Source organism: Sediminibacterium sp. KACHI17 (assembly GCF_040362915.1).
Lineage (GTDB): Bacteria > Bacteroidota > Bacteroidia > Chitinophagales > Chitinophagaceae > Sediminibacterium.
In genome coordinates this window covers 1,931,607-1,956,661 of the sequence record NZ_AP029612.1, presented here as the reverse complement: position 1 = coordinate 1,956,661, position 25,055 = coordinate 1,931,607, and the positions used below count along the sequence as shown (strand labels likewise).

General features: G+C 40.4%; 28 protein-coding genes. 16 read left to right on the top strand and 12 right to left on the bottom strand.

Annotated elements, in window-relative coordinates:
- Window positions 1–76: 76 nt before the first annotated feature.
- The 10 genes from ABXG83_RS08635 to ABXG83_RS08590 all read left to right on the top strand — a co-directional run bounded on the left by ABXG83_RS08635 (window position 77) and on the right by ABXG83_RS08590 (window position 9,820).
- Window positions 77–595, top strand: a complete 519-nt coding sequence (locus ABXG83_RS08635; protein WP_353548452.1) for a hemerythrin domain-containing protein — start codon at window positions 77–79, stop codon at window positions 593–595.
- Window positions 592–2,991, top strand: coding sequence for a heavy metal translocating P-type ATPase metal-binding domain-containing protein (locus tag ABXG83_RS08630; RefSeq protein ID WP_353548451.1), 2,400 nt, complete (start codon window positions 592–594; stop codon window positions 2,989–2,991). Before ABXG83_RS08635 ends, ABXG83_RS08630 begins: the two co-directional genes overlap by 4 nt.
- Before the next feature lie 92 nt (window positions 2,992–3,083).
- Entirely contained in the window at window positions 3,084–3,233 is a 150-nt protein-coding gene (gene ccoS / locus ABXG83_RS08625; protein WP_353548450.1) for a cbb3-type cytochrome oxidase assembly protein CcoS, read from the top strand.
- Window positions 3,234–3,264: 31 nt separating this feature from the next.
- Window positions 3,265–5,397, top strand: a complete 2,133-nt coding sequence (ccoN, locus tag ABXG83_RS08620; protein ID WP_353548449.1) for a cytochrome-c oxidase, cbb3-type subunit I — start codon at window positions 3,265–3,267, stop codon at window positions 5,395–5,397.
- A gap of 11 nt (window positions 5,398–5,408) precedes the next feature.
- On the top strand, window positions 5,409–5,570 hold the full coding sequence (locus tag ABXG83_RS08615) for a CcoQ/FixQ family Cbb3-type cytochrome c oxidase assembly chaperone (protein WP_178888308.1): 162 nt from the start codon (window positions 5,409–5,411) through the stop codon (window positions 5,568–5,570).
- Window positions 5,571–5,598: 28 nt separating this feature from the next.
- Window positions 5,599–6,768 carry a cbb3-type cytochrome c oxidase N-terminal domain-containing protein gene (locus ABXG83_RS08610; protein WP_353548448.1) on the top strand — a complete coding sequence of 390 codons (1,170 nt, stop codon included), beginning with the start codon at window positions 5,599–5,601 and terminating at the stop codon, window positions 6,766–6,768.
- A 5-nt stretch (window positions 6,769–6,773) separates the two neighbouring features.
- Window positions 6,774–8,186 (top strand): cytochrome c oxidase accessory protein CcoG, encoded by a 1,413-nt coding sequence (gene ccoG, locus ABXG83_RS08605; protein WP_353548447.1) that lies wholly within the window; start codon window positions 6,774–6,776, stop codon window positions 8,184–8,186.
- Between the two features lie 55 nt (window positions 8,187–8,241).
- Window positions 8,242–8,679, top strand: coding sequence for a hypothetical protein (locus ABXG83_RS08600; RefSeq protein ID WP_353548446.1), 438 nt, complete (start codon window positions 8,242–8,244; stop codon window positions 8,677–8,679).
- 5 nt (window positions 8,680–8,684) lie between these two features.
- Window positions 8,685–9,125, top strand: a complete 441-nt coding sequence (locus ABXG83_RS08595; protein ID WP_353548445.1) for a FixH family protein — start codon at window positions 8,685–8,687, stop codon at window positions 9,123–9,125.
- Window positions 9,122–9,820 carry a sulfite exporter TauE/SafE family protein gene (locus ABXG83_RS08590; RefSeq protein ID WP_353548444.1) on the top strand — a complete coding sequence of 233 codons (699 nt, stop codon included), beginning with the start codon at window positions 9,122–9,124 and terminating at the stop codon, window positions 9,818–9,820. Before ABXG83_RS08595 ends, ABXG83_RS08590 begins: the two co-directional genes overlap by 4 nt.
- A gap of 266 nt (window positions 9,821–10,086) precedes the next feature.
- On the opposite strand, the gene ABXG83_RS08585 is transcribed toward ABXG83_RS08590, so the two are convergent.
- From ABXG83_RS08585 to ABXG83_RS08565, 5 genes are all read right to left on the bottom strand, one after another.
- Window positions 10,087–10,485, bottom strand: a complete 399-nt coding sequence (locus ABXG83_RS08585) for a VanZ family protein (protein ID WP_353548443.1) — start codon at window positions 10,483–10,485, stop codon at window positions 10,087–10,089.
- Between the two features lie 85 nt (window positions 10,486–10,570).
- Window positions 10,571–11,383 (bottom strand): anti-sigma factor, encoded by an 813-nt coding sequence (locus ABXG83_RS08580; RefSeq protein WP_353548442.1) that lies wholly within the window; start codon window positions 11,381–11,383, stop codon window positions 10,571–10,573.
- The gene (locus ABXG83_RS08575; RefSeq protein WP_353548441.1) at window positions 11,384–11,926 is read right to left on the bottom strand and encodes a sigma-70 family RNA polymerase sigma factor; all 543 of its coding nucleotides are present in this window, start codon (window positions 11,924–11,926) and stop codon (window positions 11,384–11,386) included. It lies immediately after the preceding gene.
- Between the two features lie 79 nt (window positions 11,927–12,005).
- Window positions 12,006–12,383: a glycine cleavage system protein GcvH gene (gene gcvH, locus ABXG83_RS08570; protein ID WP_353548440.1), complete on the bottom strand. Its 378-nt coding sequence runs from the start codon at window positions 12,381–12,383 to the stop codon at window positions 12,006–12,008.
- 91 nt (window positions 12,384–12,474) lie between these two features.
- Complete coding sequence (locus ABXG83_RS08565) at window positions 12,475–12,831, bottom strand: hypothetical protein (protein ID WP_353548439.1); 357 nt, start codon at window positions 12,829–12,831, stop codon at window positions 12,475–12,477.
- Between the two features lie 72 nt (window positions 12,832–12,903).
- On the opposite strand from ABXG83_RS08565, the gene serS reads away from it, so the two are divergent.
- Together serS and ABXG83_RS08555 are read left to right on the top strand one after the other, a co-directional pair.
- Window positions 12,904–14,175 (top strand): serine--tRNA ligase, encoded by a 1,272-nt coding sequence (gene serS / locus ABXG83_RS08560; protein ID WP_353548438.1) that lies wholly within the window; start codon window positions 12,904–12,906, stop codon window positions 14,173–14,175.
- A gap of 29 nt (window positions 14,176–14,204) precedes the next feature.
- Window positions 14,205–15,149 carry an alpha/beta fold hydrolase gene (locus ABXG83_RS08555; RefSeq protein WP_353548437.1) on the top strand — a complete coding sequence of 315 codons (945 nt, stop codon included), beginning with the start codon at window positions 14,205–14,207 and terminating at the stop codon, window positions 15,147–15,149.
- A gap of 70 nt (window positions 15,150–15,219) precedes the next feature.
- Here ABXG83_RS08555 and ABXG83_RS08550 read toward each other — a convergent pair whose 3' ends face one another.
- The 6 genes from ABXG83_RS08550 to mqnC all read right to left on the bottom strand — a co-directional run bounded on the left by ABXG83_RS08550 (window position 15,220) and on the right by mqnC (window position 20,103).
- Window positions 15,220–15,768: a L,D-transpeptidase gene (locus ABXG83_RS08550; protein WP_353548436.1), complete on the bottom strand. Its 549-nt coding sequence runs from the start codon at window positions 15,766–15,768 to the stop codon at window positions 15,220–15,222.
- Window positions 15,769–15,975: 207 nt separating this feature from the next.
- Window positions 15,976–16,854 carry an outer membrane beta-barrel protein gene (locus ABXG83_RS08545; protein WP_353548435.1) on the bottom strand — a complete coding sequence of 293 codons (879 nt, stop codon included), beginning with the start codon at window positions 16,852–16,854 and terminating at the stop codon, window positions 15,976–15,978.
- Window positions 16,855–16,870: 16 nt separating this feature from the next.
- Window positions 16,871–17,971 (bottom strand): hypothetical protein, encoded by a 1,101-nt coding sequence (locus tag ABXG83_RS08540; protein ID WP_353548434.1) that lies wholly within the window; start codon window positions 17,969–17,971, stop codon window positions 16,871–16,873.
- A gap of 14 nt (window positions 17,972–17,985) precedes the next feature.
- Window positions 17,986–18,477 carry an RNA polymerase sigma factor gene (locus ABXG83_RS08535; protein WP_353548433.1) on the bottom strand — a complete coding sequence of 164 codons (492 nt, stop codon included), beginning with the start codon at window positions 18,475–18,477 and terminating at the stop codon, window positions 17,986–17,988.
- A gap of 112 nt (window positions 18,478–18,589) precedes the next feature.
- Entirely contained in the window at window positions 18,590–18,808 is a 219-nt protein-coding gene (locus ABXG83_RS08530) for a hypothetical protein (RefSeq protein ID WP_353548432.1), read from the bottom strand.
- A gap of 170 nt (window positions 18,809–18,978) precedes the next feature.
- Complete coding sequence (mqnC, locus tag ABXG83_RS08525; protein WP_353548431.1) at window positions 18,979–20,103, bottom strand: cyclic dehypoxanthinyl futalosine synthase; 1,125 nt, start codon at window positions 20,101–20,103, stop codon at window positions 18,979–18,981.
- 165 nt (window positions 20,104–20,268) lie between these two features.
- Here mqnC and ABXG83_RS08520 point away from each other — a divergent pair, with 165 nt between their 5' ends.
- From ABXG83_RS08520 to ABXG83_RS08505, 4 genes are all read left to right on the top strand, one after another.
- Window positions 20,269–21,474 carry an aspartyl protease family protein gene (locus tag ABXG83_RS08520; RefSeq protein ID WP_353548430.1) on the top strand — a complete coding sequence of 402 codons (1,206 nt, stop codon included), beginning with the start codon at window positions 20,269–20,271 and terminating at the stop codon, window positions 21,472–21,474.
- A gap of 66 nt (window positions 21,475–21,540) precedes the next feature.
- Window positions 21,541–22,776: a pitrilysin family protein gene (locus tag ABXG83_RS08515; RefSeq protein WP_353548429.1), complete on the top strand. Its 1,236-nt coding sequence runs from the start codon at window positions 21,541–21,543 to the stop codon at window positions 22,774–22,776.
- A 26-nt stretch (window positions 22,777–22,802) separates the two neighbouring features.
- Window positions 22,803–24,083: a pitrilysin family protein gene (locus ABXG83_RS08510; RefSeq protein WP_353548428.1), complete on the top strand. Its 1,281-nt coding sequence runs from the start codon at window positions 22,803–22,805 to the stop codon at window positions 24,081–24,083.
- Between the two features lie 93 nt (window positions 24,084–24,176).
- Entirely contained in the window at window positions 24,177–24,539 is a 363-nt protein-coding gene (locus tag ABXG83_RS08505; protein ID WP_353548427.1) for a phage holin family protein, read from the top strand.
- Window positions 24,540–24,645: 106 nt separating this feature from the next.
- Here the strand turns inward: ABXG83_RS08505 and ABXG83_RS08500 are convergent, their stop codons facing one another.
- The gene (locus ABXG83_RS08500; protein ID WP_353548426.1) at window positions 24,646–25,044 is read right to left on the bottom strand and encodes an arsenate reductase ArsC; all 399 of its coding nucleotides are present in this window, start codon (window positions 25,042–25,044) and stop codon (window positions 24,646–24,648) included.
- Window positions 25,045–25,055 lie beyond the last annotated feature (11 nt).

Here is a 25,055-nt window from a genome sequence, read left to right as displayed (position 1 = left end):
AAAATCATGTTTACGGTTGAGTAGTATCATAGTTACCCTGTTTACCTGCCGCTACCTTGCATTCAAATTACCGGTAATGTTATTGCAGGCACGCGACCCTTTATTTTCAGGATTTAGTTCAGCACAGGAAGTTTGTTCTGTGATACCGGCAGACTATCATGCCCCTGTCTTAAAGTCGTGCACCATCATTAATACCTATCTGCAAAACAATGCATCAATCCGGGAGTTGCCGGAATCAGTTACAGAATTGGTTCAATTGGTATTTCAGCGTATTGAAGATGAATTGATACACACTTTCCGTAAAGAAACGGGTATTTTATTTCCATGTATTCATCAACAGAACACAGCATCTGCACACTTACAGCCTAAAGTCATTGAGACCATGATCTCTACTCATCAGGTTTTGATCGCTTTGTTCCGAAAGCTGCGTGAGTTGATGAATCAGTATATCGCTAGACCTGATTGGTCAAAAGAATTAAAAGATTGTATACACGAAATGTTTTTACTGGAAACCTATGTATTCAGATGGATCCAGTTTGAGCAAAGTGTTTTATATCCCCAATTGATCAGAATCGTTAAAGCAGGAAAAGAATGAAGCAAGATCCTGTCATCCCATCTACTGATATTGCATGTTTTCACTGCGGGGAACCTTGCAGAGACCGGGATATCATAATCGACGATAAACATTTTTGCTGTGAAGGCTGCCGATTGGTATTCGATATCTTGAATCAGAATGGGATGTGTACTTACTATGATCTCAATAAAACTCCGGGTCAGTCACAAAAAATAACTGTTCGAAAAGATAAATTCTTGTTTTTGGATGATACATCCATACAACAGTCACTGATCAGTTTTAAAGATGCCAGACAAACACATATCACGTTTTATCTCCCACAGATGCATTGCAGCAGTTGTTTGTGGTTGTTGGAACAACTACACCGATTGCATGAAGGGGTGATCAGTTGTAAAGTGAATTTTGAAAGGAAAGAAGCAGATATCATTTTCGATCATGATAAGATCTCTCTTCGTCAAGTTGCGGAACTGCTTACCGGGATTGGTTATGAGCCTTATATCAGCTACAATGATATGGGCAAAAAGAAAAGGGTCATTGATCGTAAAAAGATATTTCGTTTGGGGGTAGCAGGCTTTTGTTTTGCCAATATCATGTTGATGAGCTTTCCCGAATACCTTGGTATTGATGATAAAGAAGAAAGTCTGCTCATCTTTTTTCGTTATCTCAATCTATTCCTAAGCTTACCGGTTTTCTTTTATAGTGCAGGTGAATTTTATACAAGTGCGTGGAATGCTTTAAAGCAAAGATTCCTGAACATTGATGCGCCGATCGTATTGGCCATATGGGTGACTTTTGCAAGAAGTCTCTATGAAGTATTTACAGCAACAGGCAGCGGGTATTTTGATTCCATGACCGGTATTGTATTCTTTATGCTGGCAGGACGCGTGTTACAAGACAGAACCCATCGTCAGTTAAATTTTGACCGTGATTACACTTCTTATTTTCCGGTAGCTGTTACCAGGATCAAAGAAGAAGGAAACTCAACGGTTACGTTACCAGATATTCAACTCAACGATACATTATTGATCCACCATCAGGAATTGATCCCTGCAGATGGTATCATTACTCGAGGCAGGGCATTGATCGATTATAGCTTTGTAACGGGTGAATCATTGCCGGTTGCAAAAGAAATGGGTGAGATCGTATATGCAGGCGGGAAACAAGTTGGTGGAAATATTGAGATACTAGTGATCAAAGAAGTAGCACAAAGCTATTTGACCCGCTTATGGAATAAAGATGTATTCAATCAGTCTTCTCAAACAGAATCTTCATTTGTACATGGACTGAGTCGCTGGTTTACCTGGGTTGTTTTTGCCATTGCATTGATAGCTGGTATTTATTGGACCATTTTTGATACCAGCAGAAGCTGGAATGCCATCACAGCAGTATTGATCATTGCTTGTCCATGTGCGTTGTTGTTGAGTAATACTTTCACGAATGGAAATATCTTAAGGAGATTGGCGCGCAATCAGTTCTATCTGCGCCATGCTACCGTCATAGAAAAAATGGCATCCATTGATACCATTGTTTTTGATAAGACGGGTACCCTTACAGCAAGTACAGAAATGGAAGTGGTTTATGATGGAAAACCTTTATCAGCTTCACTGAAACAAAAGATCGCAACACTCGCTGCACAATCTACTCACCCTTTGAGTAAAGGAATCGCAGCTTGGGCGGGCGCGCCGTTGACAAATCCTTTTCTGGCATTTGAAGAAAAACCGGGAAAGGGAATAGAAGGTATGGTGGATGGTGATCTGATCACTTTGGGATCTGCATTGTTCATCACCGGAAAACCACAGCAGGACGATGCTTCAACTGTATATGTAGCTGTTGAAGGTCAATTATTGGGAAGGTTTCGATTTCGGAATCATTATCGTCAGTCTGTACCTATGTTATTACGCCGGTTGCAGCAACATTTCAGATTGGCCATTGTGAGCGGAGATAATGATGGAGAATTACCGTATCTCAGAAAGTTATTGGGACCACTGGCCGCATTACATTTCCATCAACAACCGGAAGATAAACTCGAGGTTTTACAACAGATGCAGCAAGATGGCCATCGTGTTTTAATGATCGGTGACGGACTCAATGATTCAGGCGCTTTAAAACAAGCTGATGTGGGTGTTGCGATCACAGATAACAGTAACAATTTTACACCTGCCAGTGATGCGATCATTGAAGCTTCTGCTTTACCCAAATTATTTGAGCTGATCCGATTGTGTAAACTGAATCGGAAAATCGTAATGGCAGCATTCATTATTTCGATCGTGTACAATATTGTCGGACTCTATTTTGCGGTGCAGGGAACGCTGTCGCCGATGATCGCTGCAATTTTAATGCCTTGTAGTAGTATCAGTATCCTTCTCATAACATTCGGCTTGAGTAATCTGGCAGCGAGACGATTAAAACTGAGCTGACAAAAACATGACTAAAATCATGTGTTCCCTTGAGTAATATCATAGACTGCCCGAGTAGCTCAAAATACTTTTACATCCATTACAGAACCATTATGAGTGTGATCATCCTCTTATTAATTGCCAGCATCAGTGTAGCAGGTTTATTTCTGGGAGCATTCATATGGAGTGTTAAGACAGGTCAATATGATGATGAAAATGCACCTTCTGTAAGAATGCTTTTTGAAGATAAACCGAAACCATAAAAGTTTAACTGCTTCTCAAAAACCAACATTCATGCAATCAGAAAAATTTTTCTACGACAACAAAACAGTAAAGCTTTTTGCCTATGCTACCATTCTATGGGGTGTAGTTGGAATGATCGTTGGATTACTCGCAGCTGTTCAGATCTATTTGCCAGCAGCGAACTTCGGTCTCCCCATTACTACGTTTGGCAGGGTAAGGCCTTTGCATACCAATGCGGTGATCTTTGCCTTTGTAGGTAATGGTATTTTCATGGGAGTGTATTATTCACTGCAACGTTTGTGTAAAGCACGAATGTTCAATGATACACTTAGTAAGATACATTTCTGGGGATGGCAATTGATCATTGTGGCTGCAGCCGTTACTTTATTGGCAGGATATACTACCGGTAAGGAATATGCAGAGCTGGAATGGCCAATTGATATTGCTATCACTTTAATATGGGTAGTATTTGGTATCAATATGTTTGGTACCATTTTGAAAAGAAGAGAAAGCCATTTGTATGTAGCTATCTGGTTTTATATCGCAACATGGGTAACTGTTGCCATGTTGCATATTGTAAATTCATTTGAGATCCCTGTTACCTTTCTGAAAAGTTATAGCTGGTATGCAGGTGTTCAGGATGCATTGGTACAATGGTGGTATGGTCATAATGCGGTGGCATTCTTCCTGACCACTCCATATCTGGGTATCATGTATTACTTTTTACCTAAAGCTGCTAACCGACCAGTATACAGCTATCGTTTATCAATCATTCACTTTTGGGCGCTGATCTTTATTTATATCTGGGCAGGTCCGCACCACTTATTATATACTGCCTTACCTGATTGGGCACAAAGTTTGGGCGTAGTATTCAGTGTGATGTTAATCGCTCCATCATGGGGTGGTATGTTGAATGGATTGTTCACGCTAAGAGGTGCATGGGATAAGGTTCGCGAAGATCCTATTCTGAAATTTATGGTGGTGGCGATCACTTGTTATGGTATGGCCACTTTTGAAGGTCCGATGTTAAGTTTAAAAAATGTAAATGCTATTTCGCATTTCACTGATTGGACCATTGCTCACGTACACGTTGGTGCTTTAGGATGGAATGGCTTTTTAACCTTCGGTATTTTATACTGGATCATTCCTAAAATATTCAATACACCACTGTATTCAACCAAGCTGGCGACCACGCATTTTTGGATCGGTACTATTGGTATCGTTCTCTATGCCATTCCGATGTATTGGGCTGGTTTTACACAAGCCATGATGTGGAAACAGTTCACTGAAGATGGTACTTTGAAGTTTCAGTTTCTTGAAACCGTTACACATATCATTCCATTGTATGTAGCAAGGAGTATTGGAGGCTTATTATACCTGGTAGGGGTATTCATCATGGTATACAATATTGTGAAGACGGTTAAAGCAGGACAACTTGTATCTGAAGAAGCTGCTGAAGCTCCACCATTGCCGGCTAAGATCGTTACCCACGGTAAGCAATATTGGCATCGTTGGATCGAAGCAAGACCTATTCAAATGTTGGTATTTAGCTTGATCGCAGTTGCTATCGGTGGTATTCTTGAGATCGTTCCTACATTCTTGGTGAAGAGCAATGTGCCTACGATCGCAGCGGTGAAACCTTATACACCACTTGAGTTACATGGTCGGGATATCTATATCCGTGAGGGTTGTTATACCTGTCACTCACAAATGATCAGACCTTTCCGTGATGAAGTAGCACGTTATGGTGAATACAGTAAAGCGGGTGAGTTTGTATATGATCATCCATTCCAATGGGGCAGTAAACGCACCGGCCCGGATCTGGCTCGTATTGGCGGAAAATATCCTGACAGCTGGCACTATAATCATATGCTCGAACCTCAGAGTATGAGTCCGGGTTCTGTAATGCCTTCCTATCCCTGGTTATTGGATGATGCGATCGATACTGCTACCACAGGTGCACGCATCAGAGCCATGCAAACTTTAGGTGTGCCATATCCGGAAGGATATGATCTGATCGCTAATGCTGAGTTGACAAAGCAAGCTGAGCAGATCCAAAAAAACCTGAAAGCAGATAAGATTGAAACAGGTACTCATAAAGAGATCGTAGCACTCATTGCTTATATGCAAAGAGTAGGTACTGATATCAAAGGAGAACAAAAACCACTGGCCGCAAAACAATAAAATCAACACACATGAAATTCATTAATTATTTAGAGAAGATCATTGGCGTAGATATCTATGCGATCAGTTCTTTTTCCATCTTTTTTACATTCTTTCTGCTGATGACCTTATGGGCATGGAAAGCAGATAAGAAAATGATTGAAGAGATCAGTCATTTACCACTTGAAAACTAACCTTCTGACCTATATAAAACCGACCGCAATGCAACAGCGTAAAAATCAATGGATGAAAATTTCAGGTCTTCTTTTCATGGGTGTCTTATTCGCTGCAATTCCCATGAACGCCTGGGCTGATGGCCCACCCAAACCTTCTGCTATGGCAAATCCATTGGCACAGGTACTGGTAGTCATTATTGGAGTACTCTTACTGGCCATTGCTTTATTGGCCCATGTAGTATTAGGGGCAGCCGAAATGAAGATGCAACGATTTCGTGATCAGCAAAAAAACAATGCAGGGGCAAAAATAATGAGCGTAATAGCATTGTTATTTGCTGCCAATAGTGTTTTTGCAGCGGAAGAACCTGCAGCAGAAGCTGTAGTAGCTACTTCTTCAGCAATTGGCGGATTGTCACCTACCGCATTTTATTCATTGATCTCTGTAGTAGGAGTTGAATTGTTGGTATTGCTTTGGTTATTGTATCATCTGAAAAGCTTGCTGGCAAAAGAGCCGGTTGCAGCAACCGCATCTGAAATTGTAATCAAGGAGTCTGCCTGGAAAAAATGGTGGGAAAAGGCAAACAGCTTTAGACCTGTTCAAGAAGAAGCCAATATCGATCTGGGGCACAATTATGATGGTATTCGTGAACTGGATAACAGATTGCCTCCATGGTGGCTCTATGGATTTTATATCTGCATTATTTTTTCCGCTATTTATTTATGGCGTTACCACGTTACACATACAGCCCCATCAAGTTTGGAAGAACTTGCCATTGTGATGGAAAAAGCTGAGCTGGATAAAGAGAATTATCTTAAAAAAGCAGCCAATAATGTGAATGAGAATACTGTTACTTTTTTAACAGATGCAACATCGCTCGAAGCAGGTAAAAAAGTATTTGTAACAGCCTGTGCTGCTTGTCATGCAGCGGATGGCGGTGGTACGGTTGGTCCGAACTTGGTAGATGATTATTGGATCCATGGGGGTAGTATCTCAGATATTTTTAAATCCATAAAATATGGCTGGCCTGAGAAAGGGATGAAAAGTTGGAAAGATGATTACTCTCCGGCACAGATCGCACAGATCGCGAGCTATATCAAGTCTTTGAAAGGAACAAAACCAGGAACACCAAAAGAACCTCAAGGCGAATTGTATGAAGAGAAACCGGTTCAAGATACTGCCAAAGCTGCACCGGTCATCAAAGCGGGACTTAACTAAGTAGAATGAGTGAGATAAAACATAGTAATGTTGTTGAAACTGAAGCATTCAGAGATCGTATTGCTACGGTTGATGAAACAGGAAAGCGAAAGTGGATCTATGCATATCAACCCAAAGGGAAATTCTATACCATCAGAACAGTATTAAGTGTACTGTATTTTCTGATCTTTTTTGGATTGCCCTTCGTAGAGATCGATGGAAGACCCTTGTTCCAGTTCAATATTCCGGAAGCAAAATTTATTTTGTTTGGGAAAATTTTCTGGCCGCAGGATTTTTTCATCTTCGGTTTAACAATGGTCACTTTTGTTTTCTTCATTGTTCTTTTTACTGCAGCATTTGGTAGATTATTTTGTGGTTGGGCTTGTCCACAAACCAACTTCATGGAAATGATGTTCAGAAGGGTCGAGTATTGGGTATTAGGAGATGCACCCGCACAACGGCAACTGAAAAATGCCCCATGGACAAGTAAGAAGATCTTTAAAGTAGGATTGAAGCATGTTTTATTTTTCTTGTTATCCTTCATTATCGCCAATTTTTTTCTGTCATACATTATTGGCATCAAAGAGTTGGAAAAGATCATCACAGAGCCCGTAACTGCGCATGTAGCCGGATTTGCTTCAATCATCGTGTTTAGTGGAGTATTCTATGGTGTATATGCTTTCTTCAGAGAACAGGCCTGTACGGTAGTTTGTCCATACGGAAGATTACAAAGTGTATTGCTCGATAAGAACTCCATGATCGTAGCGTATGACTATAAACGCGGAGAGCCTAGAGGTAATTTTAAAAAACAGGCCGAACTGAATCTTGGCGATTGTATCGATTGTCATCAATGCGTGAAAGTTTGTCCAACAGGAATCGATATCCGCAACGGAGTGCAAATGGAATGTGTAGGTTGTACTGCTTGTATTGATGCGTGCGACCATATTATGGACAGCATTGATAAGCCTAGAGGTTTAATACGTTATGCATCTGAAAACAGTATTGCGAAAGGAGAGCCGCTTCGCTATACAACAAGAATGAAACTGTATACAGGTCTGTGTTTTTTATTACTGGCAGTACTGAGTGTGATACTGATCACCAGAAAAGATGTGGATGCAACGGTAATCAGAACAGCTGGAATGTTATATCAGGAAAGAGGAACAGACAGTATCTCTAATTTATACAATATCAGAATGGTGAATAAAACCGCGAAGGATTTGAATATCGGAATACGACTGGTGGATACAAAAGGACGAATCCAAATGGCTGGAAATCCGGTGATCAAGATGGCAAAAGAGGCACAGGCAGCAGGAACTTTCTTTGTGGTATTGCCTAAAGAAGAGATCAAACAAAGGAAAACAATAATTCGACTGGTAATTTTTGAGAATGGAAAAGAGATTGCAACTACAAAAACGAATTTTTTAGGGCCCGCGCTCTAAAGAATGAATGATAATCCAATATCCCCGAGTCTCATGACCCTTAAAACGAAACAAAATGAACTGGGGGAAAGCGTTACTAATAATCATTTTGGTGTTTTGCGCCTTTCTGATTTATAGTATTAATAAAATCAATCATCGAGGGCACACTGATTTTATTGCACAAATCGATATAGAAAATTATCAGAGGTGTAAAGAACAATTGATTTCAATTGAAAATGCACAGAAGGATCATTCCTTTAAAGTTGTACAAGCTGATCCATTTGTGGTTATAGAATTACCCAAAAATGACAGTGATGAACATATTGTTGGGGAGATCTTGTTTTATTGTTCTTATGATGCTGATTTGGATAAACACATACAACTAGTCCTTGATAAGAATAGGCAACAACTTATACCTCGTAGTTGGCTTCAAGCAAAAGGATATCTTGTGAAAGTTGGATGGATTGATCATAATGAATGGCACTATGACGAAAAATATATCATTTTAAAATAGCTCATATGAATTGGGGAAATAAACTAATACTCGTATTCGTGGCATTCGCAGGATTGATGTTTGTGCTTGTCTATAAAGCCATGAACACACGCTATGAATTGGTGAGTAAAGATTATTATCAAGATGAATTACGATATCAGGATAAAATTGATGGGAAGGCCAATGCAGCTGCTATTAGTCAGATAGGAGTTCAAACAGACCAGGAGCATCTAATTCTGCAGATGCCCAAAGAATTGTATGGTCAACCTTTAAAAGGCGATATCTGGTTGTATTGCAAAACAGATGCAGTTAAAGATCTTCGTTTGCCATTAAGTGCCGACGCCGAAGGGCGACAATTCATTTCTAAAAAGCAACTCAAGGCCGATAAGTATTTATTGAAGCTAAGTTGGAGAGCTGCCGACAAGCATTATTATACTGAACAAGATATTGAACTGAATATACAATGAGTGCTGCATTACTCATATCATCCTTACTATTAGGTCTTGCCAGTAGCTTGCATTGTGTGGGCATGTGCGGACCTTTGGTGATGAGTGTTCCTGTTCATCATTTACCTCGCGATAAAAAAGTGACCGGTATTTTACTGTATCAATTGGGAAGAATCGGAACTTATGTTGTGTTGGGTGTAATAGCAGGGTTACTGGGTTGGCGAATCTATGCAGCAGGTTTTCAACAGTTATTTTCGATCACCCTTGGTGTGATAATTCTATTGATGCTATCAGGACGTTTTTTTCTCAACAAGCTACATGGAAATAACTGGTTGAATAAAAGCGTAACTCAACTCATGTTTTGGGCTATCAACAAGCAAACACCCGAAGGAATGCTCATGATGGGTGCGGCAAATGGTTTGCTGCCTTGTGGTATGGTATACATTGCACTCACAGGAGCCATGGCAAGTGGAACCATTGTTGGTGCGGCGTCTTTTATGTTTTCATTTGGAATCGGAACATTGCCTGCTTTACTCGGATTGGCATTTTGGGGTGTAAAATTAAATTGGCAAACCCGCCGGTATATGCAAAAAGCTGTTCCATATGTTGTTGCGGTAACCGGTATTTTATTGATTATCAGAGGACTTAATCTAAATATTCCTTACCTCAGTCCATTTCTTTCCGAACGTAGTGCTGATACGGTATCCTGTCATTGATCCTTTAACAAATCATTGTTAAACCATTGACATTTTCTTCTGTCTATTATATAGAACTTTGCACTAGGCAACAGTCCAAAAAGAATTAGTATCTATTTAGAAAGGATTAACAAATTCCTGAAATCTTTTGGCACTGAATTTGCGTTTATATAGATATAAGTAAGTAGTCAATTTTCTCATAAGCAGTTAGTTTTGGTTGCGTCCCCTGTTTCCACAGGGGACAATTTTTTGTATATACACCAAGTATTCTGTCTATGCGTATACAATCAGTTTTTCGAAGTTTGTTTTTGGAGGAAAAATGTCAAAGAAAAAGCCAATGCTGAGAAAGCTCCTACGCTATCTGCAAGAATATCAGCCTCTTCAAAAGATCGATTTACAATCAGTTCTCTTTGTACAAACTCCATGATCGTACCATAGGCAACGGAGAAACAAGAGATCATCCAAAACCACAGTTTTCTACGCGTATTATTCCAATTACTTTTCATAGCCGGCCAATGAAATAACAGACTAAGTAAACCAAAGAGGCCAATATGTACCAGCTTATCAAATTGAGGTATTTTCTGAAACCACCATGCTGCCGGAAAATTTTTTGTACCGGGTAAGCAAAGCAGGATCACACTGATAATAAAGAATAGAAAGGCGGGAATAAAATGGATGATTTTCAAAACAGGGACTGTTTTATGCAGTGAAGTACAAAAATATACTTCGCAGACAAAGAAACTGTTGTGATAAGGTTAATAAGGGGGAAGATTATCCATTTACCCCACCAAAGACCTGTAATTGGTCCAGATTAGGTGTAGGGCTGCCGCCACGTTTTTCCAATGTGATGGCAAAGGCAGAGGCATTGCTGATGTTCTTCATCTTGCAAAGACCATTGCAAATATCTACCATACCCGCATCTACAGGTTTACCGTCTACGATAGCCCACAGCTGGTATTGGGTATCAGTACTGGTTTTTGGTAAACGGTTGGTAAGCAAATACACTTCATTGTTTTTCTTATCCCAGAAAACGGTGGCTAGCTTGTTTTCTTCTGCTTTTACTCCAGGCATAGACACTTTGGTATAGCTAGGATCACTCATGATCTGCATTCCCTGATAGAGATCCAGTCCTTTCGCTTGTAAAGCTTGGTTTTGAGCCAGCAAACTGGTCTTTTCAAGGAGTAATGCCTGATATTGAGTAGAAGCATCACGGAATTGGCGATAGAAATAAACATTGGTAGCTGCACTAACAACCAAGAGAATCACAGAAGCGGCAGCTACATAACGTAACCAACCTGTGCTGGGGGCAGACATAGAAACCAGTTTGGCTGTAGATGCAGGAGCTGTCTTGTCAGAAAACTCATCAGCGATCTCAGCTAAGATATTGGCTTTTACATGTGCAGCGGGGTTCATGGCATTGGCCATGGCAGTTTGCTCGAGCGACAATTCAAACGCATCAATAGCAGCCCTGATCTCAGGGTATTGACGGCTTAACTGTTCAAGTTCGGCACGCTCCTGATCATCAGCCATGCCTAACACATAGCTTTCAATGATTCCGCTTTCTATGTATGCCTTTATATCCATTTATGGTTTAATAATTCCTCTTAATTGTGTTAATGCTGTTCGTAGCCTTGTTTTCACGGTACCCAAAGGTATATCCAACATTTTGGATATCTCATCTTGAGTAAAACCTTGAAAATAAGACAGGTCGATCAATACACGATGTTCCTCTTTCAGCTGATGCACCACTTTGCGTAAACCAATCTGGTCTACTTGAAGTTGTGCTGTACCGGCTGATACATATACGTCTTCTGATAACTCACGGTTTTGAAGATTATTCTGATAACTTTTACTGCGAACGGTATCAATAGATGCATTACGGGCAATGTTCAGCATCCAGGTGAATAATCTTCCCTTACTACTATCATAGCTTTCAATTTGACGCCAGATCTTTACAAACACCTCCTGGAGTACATCATTAGCAAGTTCTTCATCCTTGACAATGTTGCAGATGATGGATAATAAGGCGCCTGAGTAGTTATCATACAAATAGCTGAATACATGCTGGCTCCGCTGTTGAAGCAAACGGACCAATTCGGACTCGCTGTATTTTTTAGCTACTTCCAAAAGCAGGTTGGTGTTTAGTACAAGGTTATGTAACCAATATACGGGGAAATTGTTCGGATGGATTTAGCAGGTATAAAAGCTATCCTACCAGTGCTGCATAAGCTTCACTATTCATCAAAGCTTCTACATCTGCCGGATTATTTACCGTCATTTTAACCATCCAGCCGTCACCGTATGGATCAGAATTGACCAGTTCAGGCTGCTTTTCCAGTAAGCTGTTCACTTCATTGATTGTGCCTGCTACAGGTAAAAAGAGGTCACTCACGGTTTTTACAGCTTCTACTGTACCAAAAACTTCTTCTGAAGCCAGACTTTTACCAACGGTATTGATATCAACGTATACAATATCACCCAACTCATGTTGAGCAAAATCTGTAATACCAATAGTGGCAATATTACCTTCTAACTTGATCCATTCATGATCTTTAGTGTAACGTAATTCAGCTGGGAAATTCATATGGTGGTTTTTTTATTAGCTTTTTGTCCATAGACCATTCTCCATGGTCTAACAACGTGCAAATATTGCTTAATTCTTCAACATGAAAAATTTATTCCTCGGGAAGTTCGGATTGTTGGAAATATAATAAAACATGGTCTTTAATGAAGTTCTCCTGATCCGGCAAAGACATCACCGGTAACTCCTTTACCTGTCTGAAATGGGGCCATCCTTCAGTATCCTTTCCTTCAACGACATAATAACCACTCTGCGCAAGAACGGTACACACCGCCACATGCATCAGGTCTTGTTTTTGTTCTTTTGAAATTTTTTCCTGAATAAATCCGGTCTCTTGTAATCCGATAAGAAAAAGGACCGCTTCCAGATCAGGTTTTTTTCCAAAACGTTCTACCAATTGGGCTTCCAGTGCCCACCAACGCTGCTGCAGATCATCACTTATAAATTGCATGATGCAAAGGTAAACGCTGAAAGCCATCCTTCATCAGCAGCAAGGCTTTATCTTTGCGCAAAATTGACCCTTATGTTACAAGTGAGTGTTTTGAGAGCGAATCCTGAGGAAGTAAAGAAAAGATTGATCAAAAAGCATTTCAAACAACCTGAACTGGTAGATACGATCATTTCATTGGATGATGAACGTAAAAGAATCCAATTAGATTTTGATACTACACAAGCCAGTATCAATGCTGCTTCTAAGGAAATCGGCAAACTGATGGCACAGGGAAACAAAGAAGCGGCTGAAGCTATGAAAGCGGAAGTGGCAACGCTGAAAAGTGGACTGGAACCGCTGAAAGAGAAAATGGCGGTTACAGAACAAACATTACTGGATACATTATTACAACTACCCAATCTGCCTGCAGCAGAAGTACCTGAAGGAAGAACACCCGAAGAAAATGTGGTAGTGCGTGAGGGTGGCATTCATCCATCTTTACCGGCAGGAGCACAACCACACTGGGACCTGACAAAAAAATACAACCTGATCGATTTCGAGCTGGGTAACAAAATCACTGGTAGCGGATTTCCGGTTTATATCGGAAAAGGTGCGAAGCTGCAAAGGTCTTTGATTCAATATTTTCTTGATTTCAATACTGCTGCCGGATATACAGAATATCTACCTCCTTTTATGGTGAATGCGGCATCTGCCATGGGTACTGGTCAATTACCGGATAAAGAAGGGCAGATGTATTATATGCCGGAGGATGATTTTTATATGATTCCTACCGCTGAAGTGCCTGTTACAAACGTTTATCGCGATGTGATCTTAAAAGAAGATCAGTTTCCGGTAAAGATGACCGCCTACTCTCCATGTTTCAGAAGAGAAGCAGGTAGTTATGGAAAAGATGTACGTGGACTGAATCGTCTGCATCAATTTGAAAAAGTAGAGATCATACAAATTGTTCAGCCCGATAAAAGTTATGCGGCATTGGATGAGATGGTATTGCATGTAGAAAAACTATTGCAATCTCTGGAGTTACCCTATCGCATTCTTCGTTTATGTGGAGGTGATATGGGTTTTGCAAGTGCAATAACATATGATTTTGAAGTATTCAGTGCAGCACAAGAACGTTGGCTGGAAGTAAGCAGTGTTAGCAACTTCGAAAGTTTTCAAACCAATCGTTTGAAATGCAGGTATAAAGATGAAAATGGTAAAATGCAATTAGCACATTCACTCAATGGAAGTTCATTGGCATTGCCGAGAATTGTTGCCTGCTTATTGGAAAATCATCAAAAGGAAAATGGTATCCAGCTTCCTACTGCACTCATTCCTTATTTTGGCGCAGCAATGATCGACTAATACCCTTGTATATTTTAAAACAACCGCACATGTTATCTAAATGGCTCAAACGAGTTGGTTATACCTTTCTTGTTTTGTTCGTACTTGTGAATATTATCGCTGCTTTTCATGCATATAAATTCACACATTTTTATGTGGATGCTCAACCCGTTAAGAAGCCACAGGAGATGGGTTTAGGGGAAAAAACAAAAGCGATATTTTTTGGCATCAGCTATCCTAAAAGCAAAGTGGTTGATTCACTTAACATCCCGCATGAAACAATACAATTAAAAACTGCCGATAGTATTCGTTTGGAGAGTTGGTACGCACAAAAAGATTCTGCAAAAGGAACTGTACTCATGTTTCATGGACACGGAAGCAGCAAAAGCGGCATCATTGCTGAAGCACGTGAACTTTATTCAATGGGATACAATGTGATGCTGACCGACTTCCGCGCTCATGGAAATAGCGAAGGAACAGCAACATCCATTGGGATCTATGAATCGAAGGATGTTAAAGCAGTTTACGATCACATTGCTCAGAAAGGAGAAAAAAATATCATTATCTGGGGCATATCAATGGGCGCTGCTACAGCTTTAAAAGCAGTGGATGAATTTGGTATCAAGCCCTCTAAAATGATCATTGAAATGCCCTTTGGTTCTTTACACTTAGCAGTACAGGGGCGTATGAAAACCATGGGACTACCTGCAGAACCCTTAAGTACTTTATTGACTTTTTGGGGTGGACTGGAGTTAGGTACTTGGGCTTTTGCTCATCAGCCATCGGAATATGCCAAAAAACTGAATTGTCCGGTCTTACTCCAATGGGGAGCCGGCGACCAACGTGTTACAGAAGATGAGACCAATGAATTATTCAAAAATCTCGCTAGTCGTGATAAGGTCATGATCAAATATCTCCAAAGCGGTCATGAAAGCCTTTTTAAGAAAGAAAAGGCCAAATGGGTGTCTGTAATGAGCTTTTTTCTAAATAAATAGCGATTTTTAAGTGAGTAGTGAATAGTCAGTAGTGAGTAAAAAATAGGACTCACTACTGACTATTCACTACTCATTTCTCCCTCCTAATCGTAATCTGCGTTCCTACCGGAAGCACATCAAAGATCTCTTCTACATATCTGTTCTTGGTGCTGATACATCCTTCGGTCCAGTTTTGGAGTCCATCTACAGCAAAATCTTCATTGGGCCAGGTGCCGTGAATACCGATACTACCACCGATCTGGGCATTGGCAGGAATGAGGCCGGCAGCTTTTCTTTGATTGAACTTTGCAATACTTTCTGCATTGGGGTAATCGATCAACAAAAACCGACTCCATTTTTCATGTTTTCTTTTGAAGGAAATTTTGAAAGTTCCTTCCGGCGTTCGGCGATCGCCTTGCATCATTTTATCGCTCATGTCTTTGTTGCCAAATACAACCGGATATGTAGCTAAACATTCGCCGGTTGAATCAAAGATCTTCATCGCATACTTTGTTTTGATCACTAGAATTCGATACGTGTCTTTAGTTGCGTGGAGCTTGTTGATGTTAGTAGGTGTTTTGAATGAAGTGCTGCCAATGCATATGGACAACAACGTGGTGGCATAAATGAGGGGGCGCATGGTCATAGGGTTTTGATTCGACCACTAAACTAAAATTACGCTGCACCTAAGACTGTTGTTCTTCGGTTAATTGACAAAAGTTTTGGTTAACAAACTTTATGTTAAAGCTACAAGCTTCAAGTATGGGAATAAAAAAACAGAGTGTCTATTTAACACTCTGTTTTTAGTTTACTTGTGGCTTGAAGCGTGAAGCTTGTAGCTTCGCTGCTACCATCTACTAAATCTAATACCAAATGCATATGGGAACTGCTCTACACGTGTAATGTCTTTATGCAATTTATTAAGGCTATAACTTCCGTACAAGCGGATCGGGCCGAGTCCTACTTCACCAATTGCGGCAACACGGAAAGGTTCTAAGTTGAAGTCGCCCGGTGATTTTTGTTTACCTCTTTCACTGCTTTTTTGCTTGTTACGACTGCTGATCAGATAACCGGCACTCATACCAGCACTGATGCTGAAGCCCCTTCTGTTATTAGGTGATGTATTGATATTGATCATGAAAGGAACTGTCAGATAACCTGCATACAATTTATTCTTAGAGAAACTGATCGAGTCATTATACACATATGGGTTTGGATCTTTTCTGTAACTCAGTCTTGAATCAAATCTGAAATTATACATCTCTAATCCCAAACCATATTTCAAATTCACCACATGCTTGATCACATTCACTTTTTGCATGAAGAACCAGATATTGACATTGGTTGATTTGCCGGTATTCAATTTGAAACTGTTTTCATTTACAGGGCCATCTGCCGGACGAAGTGTTCTAAAATATCCGCCTGCTTGTGCAGCAGTATAGTTGGTCTGATCGCGGTAATTAGTAAAACCCAGATCCATGATCCACCAATTGGTGCTCACATTACGGTTGGCTCTGTTTCTGCGTTCTATTTTGATATCAAAATTGCGATCCCAGTCTTTCCATACACTGTTGCTGCTGCTGTTACCATCTTTATTTTTTTTGATGATGATAAAGTTGCCCACTTTAACAGTATCTGATTCTTGTGAATGGGTTGTACTGTCTGTTTGAGCCATAAGACTCCCAGAAAGCAGGATACCTGCTACTACAATTGCTAAACGTTTCATACAATGTGCTTTTCTTTTATTTTAATGGTCGTGAGGGGCCGGTTTCGGCTCTTTCTTCTTCAGTACGTTTACTTCTGAATATACTGGTTGCTTTTCTGAAGATACCACGAAGTTTATCTTTATTGATTTCAACAGACCCGATCAGTAAGCTTTTATTTTCACTGTCAGTTTCCGTATCCAATTCCTTGTATACTACTTGCTGCATCAGCGATTCGGGTTTTGTTTCTGCTACTTCCGGTGTTGCCATTTTGATCATTTCACTTTCCTTTACGGCTCTACTCGCAGTAATCGTTCTCAGATCAGGAACCCCAATGTCTGCTTTTGTTTCGGTATGACTTTCAACAATTCCTGCGTTATCAATAATAAGAGCAGGGCTGTTGATTTTTTCATTTGTTGTACTACTGATAGTATTAGCAACCAATAATGTTTGTGAAGAACGATTGTCGGTTGTAATTAATACTTTGTTGTTCTTGCTCACCTCATTCAATGCAACTGCCTGATCAGTGCTAATAACGCCATTTTGTGACGGCTTAGTATCAGTAGCTGGCAATTCGGTATTGTTTTTTGAGAGTACGGTATTATTACCAGATATGTTTTCAATATTATTGAGTGATAAAGTCCAAACCATAACAGCAAACCCGATCACTACTGCAGCAGCAGCTATACGCCACCAACTCATATATATCACAGGCTTTTTCTCTCTTTCTTCCGAGCGATACAAAGATGCCTTATCAGGAAAAGGAATGGTTTCGATCGGCAACTTGGTTTGCTTCAACTGAATGAACGATTCCTGCAATGAAGGATGCTGTAATACAAAGGTTTCTACTGATTCTTTTTCTGTTGCACTCAATTCATCATCCACATACATCAGGAATTGAGTGGTATGATTTTGTAAATTGATACCTGTTGCTTCGTTTCTATATAGTGAAGCTTTGTCAGGCATTTCAAGCATCATATCTTCGGTGAGCATGGTTTGTTGTAAGGCATCCAGCTCATGTTGCAGATCGGGATTCTCCTGAACAAACTGTTCAACAGCCACTCTTTCGGCAGCAGAAAGTTCCCTGTCTACATAAAGCAGGAAAAATTCTTCGTAATTATGTCTGTTGATGTTGATCACTATAACTGATTTATTTATAAAACATTTTCAGGGCTGACCAGATAATTTCTCAATGTAAGTCTGGCTCTGTGTAGGTACACTTTCACCTGACTCTCATTCAGATCCATGATCTGACCGATCTCTTCATAACTATATCCCTCATAATCTTTCAGCATCACCAGACTTCTTTGTGTTTCATTCAGTCTGTTTAATGCCTCCATCAGAATCTTCTTCATTTCTCGTTTATGACCACTGGCTTGTTCTGATCTGCCATCTTCCTGAAATTCATCTTTCAGATGGATTCTTTTTACTTTCCTGATATGATCGATCATCTGATTATAGGCAACAGTAAACAAGAATGATTTTGACTTACTGTTCTCTACATTTTCACGGTTTCTCCAGAGTTTTTCGAAAGCTGTTTGTACAATATCGCGGGCATCTTCCTCATGCCGAAGATTTTTAACGATGAAACGATATACGTTGTCCGCATATTGGTTCACACATTGATTGTACTCTTGCTCAGTCATAAACAGCGCGATAATTCAGTTGATTGCCTTGTATAGTAGTAATACGGACAGGCATTTGTTTTGTTACAGTGCAAAGAAAAAAAATCCTGCGTTTCTGGCGCAGGATCAATGATTATCGGAAAGTTGAGACGATTAAGCGGTTTAGTCCACCATAATGAAGCTCATCAGGGCTGCTTCCCTGGGGCTTTGTAAGTTGATTCTTCTGCTTTAGGGGGCAGTTCTTATTATTCACAGAACACATCTTTCGGCCAGTCAGATTATTGGTAACAATACCTGCAACAGCTAAAACTGCTACTGCCAAGCCGGGAACGATCAGATGTCTTGTTTTCATAAGCTCAGTTTAAGAAAGCATAAAGGTATAGCTCACAATCTTAAACAGGAAGGGTTAAAAGTTAAATGAAGTTAAAAAGTGAAAGTAGAAAAGCCCATTCCTACCATGGACTATGGACTATGATCCATAGTCCATAGTCCATGGTAGGAACACTAAAATAGCTTCTCCTCTTAATAATCAATCACTTGCTCCTGAATGCTCTCCGGAATCTCTCTCCAGTCATATTGCTGACTGCGTAGTTGAGGTTCAAAACCGGCTTCTCGGATCGCGTCTTGCATGGTTTTATAGGTAAATCTGTGCGGAGCACCGGCTGCACTCACTACATTTTCTTCGATCATGATTGAACCAAAATCATTAGCTCCGGCATGTAAACAGATCTGTGCAGTTTGTTTACCCACCGTTAACCAGCTCGCCTGAATATTTTTCACGTTGGGTAGCATGATCCGACTGATCGCGATCATTCTAATATATTCATCTGTAGTAGTCAGATTATGTACCCCTCTGATACGGGTCAGTAAAGTGTCCACATCCTGGAATGTCCATGGAATAAAGGCTAAGAAGCCTTTCGCATGCTCAGGTTTACGGCTCTGCACTTCTCTGATTCTGGTTAGATGGATAAAACGTTCTTCCAATGTCTCCACATGTCCAAACATCATGGTAGCGCTGGTTGTGATATCGAGTTTATGTGCTTCATGCATGATATCCAGCCATTCATCTGCCCCACATTTTCCTTTTGAGATCAGTCGGCGTACCCTGTCTACCAATATCTCTGCACCGGCACCCGGCAATGAATCCAATCCGGCTTCTTTCAATGCACTCAACACATCCTTATGACTCATCTTCTCCAACTTACAGATATGTGCTACTTCAGGTGGTCCGAGCGCATGTAATTTCAATTGCGGATATTCCTGTTTGATCTGTCTGAAAGTATTGGTATAAAAGTCCAGCCCCAGTTCCGGGTGATGTCCTCCTTGCAGCAGTAACTGATCTCCACCGTAACGAAGTGTTTCTTCGATCTTTTTGCGGTAAGTGTCCATATCAGTGATATAGGCTTCCGCATGTCCGGGTATCCTGTAGAAATTGCAGAACTTACAATTAGCGATACAAACATTGGTAGTATTCACATTACGGTCGATCTGCCAGGTTACTTTCCCGTGCGGGACCTGCTTTTTACGTAATTCATCCGCAACATGCATCAGTTCAGAAAGAGGCGCCTGTTCAAACAGGAACATCCCCTCTTCGATGCTTAAAAACTCAAAATTCAATGCTTTTTGATACAAATCAGCTAACTGCATACCCATTCATTTCAATTGAACAACAAAGGTAGGAGGATATGGTTGATTCCTGTTGCAACAAAACATGGCTTTTGGTTGTCCTTTCTCTTAGCCGATCATAAACTCGCTGTTTGCTTATCACTTAATCCTTCATCGAGTCCTAAAATCAGCGTATTTTCAAACTGCATGAAACTCTTTTTGTTTGCCGTTACTTGGATCGGCGTATTATTTGCCGGCAAACCTGCGTTCGCTCAGGAAGAGTTCATCATGCCTGAAGCCAAGCTACTCACCAAATTCCCTTTTACCCAGTTGAGTGGGGGTATTGTGATCATCAAAGCAACGATTGATAACCATCCCGACAGCCTCAATTTTGTTTTTGATACAGGCAGTGGAGGCATTTCATTAGATTCTACTACGGTCAATTATTTAGGTATCACCAAAACCATGAGCGATCGTACCATCCGTGGTATCGCCGGCATCAAAACAGTAGAATTCGCGTATAACCATACACTAAAACTGCCCGGATTGGATATCGATAAACTTGATTTCCATGTGAATGATTATGATTTGTTGACCAGTGTGTATGGAATGAAGATCGATGGTATCATTGGGTTCAGTTTTCTGAGAAGGTTTATCGTTCATATAGATTATGACAAGCAGTTGATGGAAGTATACACACCCGGTAGATTCAAATACCCAAAGGGTGGTTATTTGCTTCGGCCCGATTTCTCTACGCTTCCATTACAGTTGGCTTCTGTGAAAGATGAGAAACAGGTGACTGGTAGATTTATATTCGATACAGGAGCCGGATTAACTTTTTTACTGTCCAAAGAATTTGTGGAAGACAGTATCATTTTTAAACGAAAGCGGAAATTTTATCCTACACAGGCTGAAGGACTTGGCGGAAAGAAAATGATGGACATCACCGTAGCGTCAGAAGTCAGGATCGGTCCATACAAATTTCGAAACGTACCTATTCATGTTTTTGATGATGAATTCAACGTGACATCTTATCCGTTGTTGGGTGGGCTGATCGGTAATGATATCATGCGCCGGTTTAATGTGATCCTGAATTATCCTGAAAGATCCATTCATATCAAACCCAATAACCATTTCCCGGAAATGTTTGATTACGCTTATACTGGATTGGGGATTTATCTTATAGATGGTGAGATTCGGGTGATCGATATCATCAAAGGCTCACCGGGCGATAAGGCCGGATTCCAGCCGGGAGATATTATTTTCTCCGTAGAGAATAATTACACAAAAAACATTCAGGCTTACAAAACTTTGTTCCAGAATTCGATCGGTAAGGTAAAAGTCATCATTTTCCGTGATCAAAAACCGCTGATCCTGACCATAAATATCAAAGACATCCGTCGAAACCGATAAGCAGTATTCCGTGTTTCGGAATGACCATGATTTGATTTCACTTAATTTCGTCCTTTAAGCTGAACTATGATAACATTTGAAAGATTTGTGCTGGATAACGGTTTGAAAGTGCTGGTGCATGAAGATCATTCTACCCCTATGGCGGTAGTCAATATTATGTACGATGTTGGGGCAAGAGATGAAAATCCTGATAAAACGGGTTTTGCGCATTTGTTTGAACACCTCATGTTCGGTGGCAGCATCCATATCCCCGATTATGATGAGCCTTTGCAAAGAGCAGGCGGAGAAAATAACGCCTACACCACCAATGATCTTACGAATTACTATTGTCAGATACCTGCAGAAAATATTGAAACCGCTTTCTGGCTTGAGAGTGATCGTATGCTGAGCTTGGCCTTCAGTAAAAAAAGTCTGGAAGTGCAACGCAAAGTGGTATGTGAAGAATTCAAAGAGCATTACCTCAATAAACCTTATGGTGATGTATGGCATAAAATGCGCGAACTCGCCTACACAAAACATCCTTATCGCTGGATGACCATCGGAAAGGAATTGAGTCATGTCGAGAATGCACATATCGATGATGTAAAAGCATTTTTTTTCAAACATTATCGACCCGTCAATGCGATTTTGGTGGTGGCCGGACATGTAACTGTTGAGCAGGTAAAACAACTCGCACAAAAATGGTTTGGTGATATTCCGATGGGAGATAAGTATGTACGTGATCTGCCTCAAGAACCCAAGCAAACTGAAAAACGTGTGCGAGAAGTACATGCTGCAGTGCCGCTGGATGCATTGGTGAAGACCTGGCATATGGATGCGCGACTGGATAAAGGCTATTATGTAGCAGATATGATCACAGAAATATTGGGCGGTGGTGGTTCTTCCAGATTGTATCAAAAGCTGGTAAAAGAGAAACAGTATTTCTCAAATCTGGATTGCTATCACTTTGGAAGTGTGGATGCCGGATTACTGACCGTAGAAGGCAAGCTGGTAAAAGGGGTGAAAATGGAGGATGCTGCATCTGCGATTGATGAAGAGATCGAAAAATTAAAGACATCTTTCATCGAAGAACCGGAGTTGCAGAAAATAAAAAATAAAACAGAGAGCGTGATCGCTTTTGAAGATATGAGCATCATGAGTCGTGCAAATAGCTTGGCAATGTATGAGCTATTGGGAGATGCATCCATGATGAATACAGAACTGCAAAAGTATCAGGATATCACAGTAGAAGATGTTCAAAAGTATAGCCAACAAATATTTCAATCCAATAACAGTAATACATTATTGTATTATGCCAACTGATCATTTAGTTGAATAGACAAGAAGATATGATAAACAGAACCGTAGCGCCACCGATCACAGATGCAGTAGCTTTTGATCTTCGCCTGAAACCTTGCGATCGTTATATTTTAGATAACCAAGTACCCGTGTATGCGATCAATGCAGGTGCACAGGAAGTGGTGATGATTGAATGGGTATTTTATGCCGGAAATTGGTATGAATCAAAAAATATTGTTGCAGGTACCACCAATTTTCTTTTAAAGAATGGTACAAAACAACGCAATGCCTATTCCATCAATGAATATTTTGAATTCTATGGTGCTTATCTGAATAGAAGCTGCTATAATGAAACCGCTACTGTAACACTGCATTGTTTGAGTAAACATGTAGCAGAGTTATTACCGGTAGTGGCAGAATTACTGACAGAAAGCATTTTCCCTGAACAGGAACTGGCGATCTACAAGCAAAATCAAAAACAAAGACTCGAGGTCAATCTGAAGAAATGTGATTTTGTATCAAACAGACTGATCGATGAGTATGTCTACGGATTTCACCATCCCTACGGTAAATACACATCTACATTAGATTATGATGCAGTGGATACTGCAGAACTTAAAAACTTTTTCAATCAGTTTTATCAGCAAGGGAAGTGCATGGTATTTGCGGCAGGTAAATTACCGGTTGATTTAGATCAGCAACTTAATCGTGTATTTGGTTCTTTACCACTGAATAGTACCACTTTGCCGGAGATCAGTTATCCATTGAACCCGGCAGCAGAAAAAAAATACAGGATCATCAATGATAAAGAGGGGGTGCAGGGAGCGATCCGAATCGCACAACCATTCTTCAATCGTCATCATCCTGATTTTCCGAAAGTACAGGTGCTGAATAATATTTTTGGCGGTTTCTTCGGGTCAAGACTCATGAGTAATATTCGTGAAGACAAAGGATACACCTATGGTATCCATAGTTATTTGCAGAACCATATACATCATAGCGCATGGATGATCAGCACAGAAGCCGGCAGAGATGTGTGTGAAGCAACCATCACTGAAGTGTATAAAGAAATGGAATTACTGCGTAATGAGCTTGTAGATAATGAAGAGCTGGATCTGGTAAAAAACTATATGATAGGATCCTTATTGGGGGATCTTGATGGGCCATTTCAAATCATCGGTCGTTGGAAAACCTATATCCTGAATGGGCTGGATGAGCAGTATTTCTATAACAGTATCGAAACCATCCGCAAAGTAACCGCAGAAGAATTGCAAACCTTGGCAAAGCAGCACTTGAATCCGGAGCAGTTTTATGAGTTGGTAGTGGTATAGTTTATCTCGAATAAAAGCATGCTGTTAAAATTCTGTGTAAGCATGGACTTCAGAAAAATATACCCTATTTTGTTTCTTCTGAATGAATGAATCATGGGACGATTTTTTACAAAGACCATTGCCAGCACACTCGCTATTTTATTAGCAGCATATATTTTAAAAGGAATTGATGTAGCTGATCCTTTAACTGCGATGATCGTTGCGGTAGTGTTGGGTCTGCTCAATAGTTTTATAAAACCGGTACTCATTCTGCTCACCATTCCTATCACAGTCATTACACTTGGATTATTTCTGTTTGTGATCAACATCATTATTGTTAAATGGGCTGCAACATTGGTACCCGGATTCACAGTAGATGGTTGGGTATCTGCTTTATTCTTTAGTTTACTCGTATCATTTGTAACTTCTATCATTGAAGCGATCCTTGGTAAGGGCGGAGAGCAAACGGAAAACTAAAATGCTGCGAACCCCCTGCTTCTCCTATTCGCTGCGGTTGAATGTTTTTGACCACAGAGAACAGGAGAAAGAGAGTTAACGCAGCATTAAGTTTAGATAATGATAATTATAGTGAGCTGATCAATGCTTTTACTTTCTCACTGATCATATCTCTGATCTCATTGAACTCCTTTGGCTCCATATGTTTAGGATCGGGGATCTGCCAATCAATGAATTGCTTGGCGGGCATCCACGGACAAGCATCACCGCAACCCATAGTAACTACTGCATCAAAAGGCGCAAAAGCTTCTACCTCTTGCAATGATTTGCTGTCGTGCGTGCTAAGATCATAACCGAGCTCTTTCATGGCGGCAATGGCTTTTGGATTTACAATGCCACTGGGTTTACTGCCGGCACTGTAGGCTTCTATCATTGAACCGCCATGAATGCTCGCGAAAGCCTGACTCATTTGACTGCGATTGCTGTTTTCAACACAAACGAATAAGAGTTTCTTTTTTTCAGACATAGATCTTGTAT

Excerpts from the sequence above, each read along its gene's own strand:
- ABXG83_RS08520 (WP_353548430.1), top strand. The coding sequence starts at position 20,269 with ATGAAACTCTTTTTGTTTGCCGTTACTTGGATCGGCGTATTATTTGCC.
- ABXG83_RS08635 (WP_353548452.1), top strand. The coding sequence starts at position 77 with ATGTTATTGCAGGCACGCGACCCTTTATTTTCAGGATTTAGTTCAGCA.
- ccoG (WP_353548447.1), top strand. The coding sequence starts at position 6,774 with ATGAGTGAGATAAAACATAGTAATGTTGTTGAAACTGAAGCATTCAGA.
- serS (WP_353548438.1), top strand. The coding sequence starts at position 12,904 with ATGTTACAAGTGAGTGTTTTGAGAGCGAATCCTGAGGAAGTAAAGAAA.
- ABXG83_RS08590 (WP_353548444.1), top strand. The coding sequence starts at position 9,122 with ATGAGTGCTGCATTACTCATATCATCCTTACTATTAGGTCTTGCCAGT.
- ccoS (WP_353548450.1), top strand. The coding sequence starts at position 3,084 with ATGAGTGTGATCATCCTCTTATTAATTGCCAGCATCAGTGTAGCAGGT.
- ABXG83_RS08515 (WP_353548429.1), top strand. The coding sequence starts at position 21,541 with ATGATAACATTTGAAAGATTTGTGCTGGATAACGGTTTGAAAGTGCTG.
- ABXG83_RS08535 (WP_353548433.1), bottom strand. The coding sequence starts at position 18,477 with ATGACTGAGCAAGAGTACAATCAATGTGTGAACCAATATGCGGACAAC.
- ABXG83_RS08500 (WP_353548426.1), bottom strand. The coding sequence starts at position 25,044 with ATGTCTGAAAAAAAGAAACTCTTATTCGTTTGTGTTGAAAACAGCAAT.
- ccoN (WP_353548449.1), top strand. The coding sequence starts at position 3,265 with ATGCAATCAGAAAAATTTTTCTACGACAACAAAACAGTAAAGCTTTTT.
- ABXG83_RS08615 (WP_178888308.1), top strand. The coding sequence starts at position 5,409 with ATGAAATTCATTAATTATTTAGAGAAGATCATTGGCGTAGATATCTAT.
- ABXG83_RS08630 (WP_353548451.1), top strand. The coding sequence starts at position 592 with ATGAAGCAAGATCCTGTCATCCCATCTACTGATATTGCATGTTTTCAC.
- ABXG83_RS08595 (WP_353548445.1), top strand. The coding sequence starts at position 8,685 with ATGAATTGGGGAAATAAACTAATACTCGTATTCGTGGCATTCGCAGGA.
- ABXG83_RS08600 (WP_353548446.1), top strand. The coding sequence starts at position 8,242 with ATGAACTGGGGGAAAGCGTTACTAATAATCATTTTGGTGTTTTGCGCC.
- ABXG83_RS08565 (WP_353548439.1), bottom strand. The coding sequence starts at position 12,831 with ATGCAATTTATAAGTGATGATCTGCAGCAGCGTTGGTGGGCACTGGAA.
- ABXG83_RS08530 (WP_353548432.1), bottom strand. The coding sequence starts at position 18,808 with ATGAAAACAAGACATCTGATCGTTCCCGGCTTGGCAGTAGCAGTTTTA.
- ABXG83_RS08610 (WP_353548448.1), top strand. The coding sequence starts at position 5,599 with ATGCAACAGCGTAAAAATCAATGGATGAAAATTTCAGGTCTTCTTTTC.
- ABXG83_RS08545 (WP_353548435.1), bottom strand. The coding sequence starts at position 16,854 with ATGAAACGTTTAGCAATTGTAGTAGCAGGTATCCTGCTTTCTGGGAGT.
- ABXG83_RS08505 (WP_353548427.1), top strand. The coding sequence starts at position 24,177 with ATGGGACGATTTTTTACAAAGACCATTGCCAGCACACTCGCTATTTTA.
- ABXG83_RS08555 (WP_353548437.1), top strand. The coding sequence starts at position 14,205 with ATGTTATCTAAATGGCTCAAACGAGTTGGTTATACCTTTCTTGTTTTG.
- ABXG83_RS08550 (WP_353548436.1), bottom strand. The coding sequence starts at position 15,768 with ATGCGCCCCCTCATTTATGCCACCACGTTGTTGTCCATATGCATTGGC.
- ABXG83_RS08580 (WP_353548442.1), bottom strand. The coding sequence starts at position 11,383 with ATGGATATAAAGGCATACATAGAAAGCGGAATCATTGAAAGCTATGTG.
- mqnC (WP_353548431.1), bottom strand. The coding sequence starts at position 20,103 with ATGCAGTTAGCTGATTTGTATCAAAAAGCATTGAATTTTGAGTTTTTA.
- gcvH (WP_353548440.1), bottom strand. The coding sequence starts at position 12,383 with ATGAATTTCCCAGCTGAATTACGTTACACTAAAGATCATGAATGGATC.
- ABXG83_RS08510 (WP_353548428.1), top strand. The coding sequence starts at position 22,803 with ATGATAAACAGAACCGTAGCGCCACCGATCACAGATGCAGTAGCTTTT.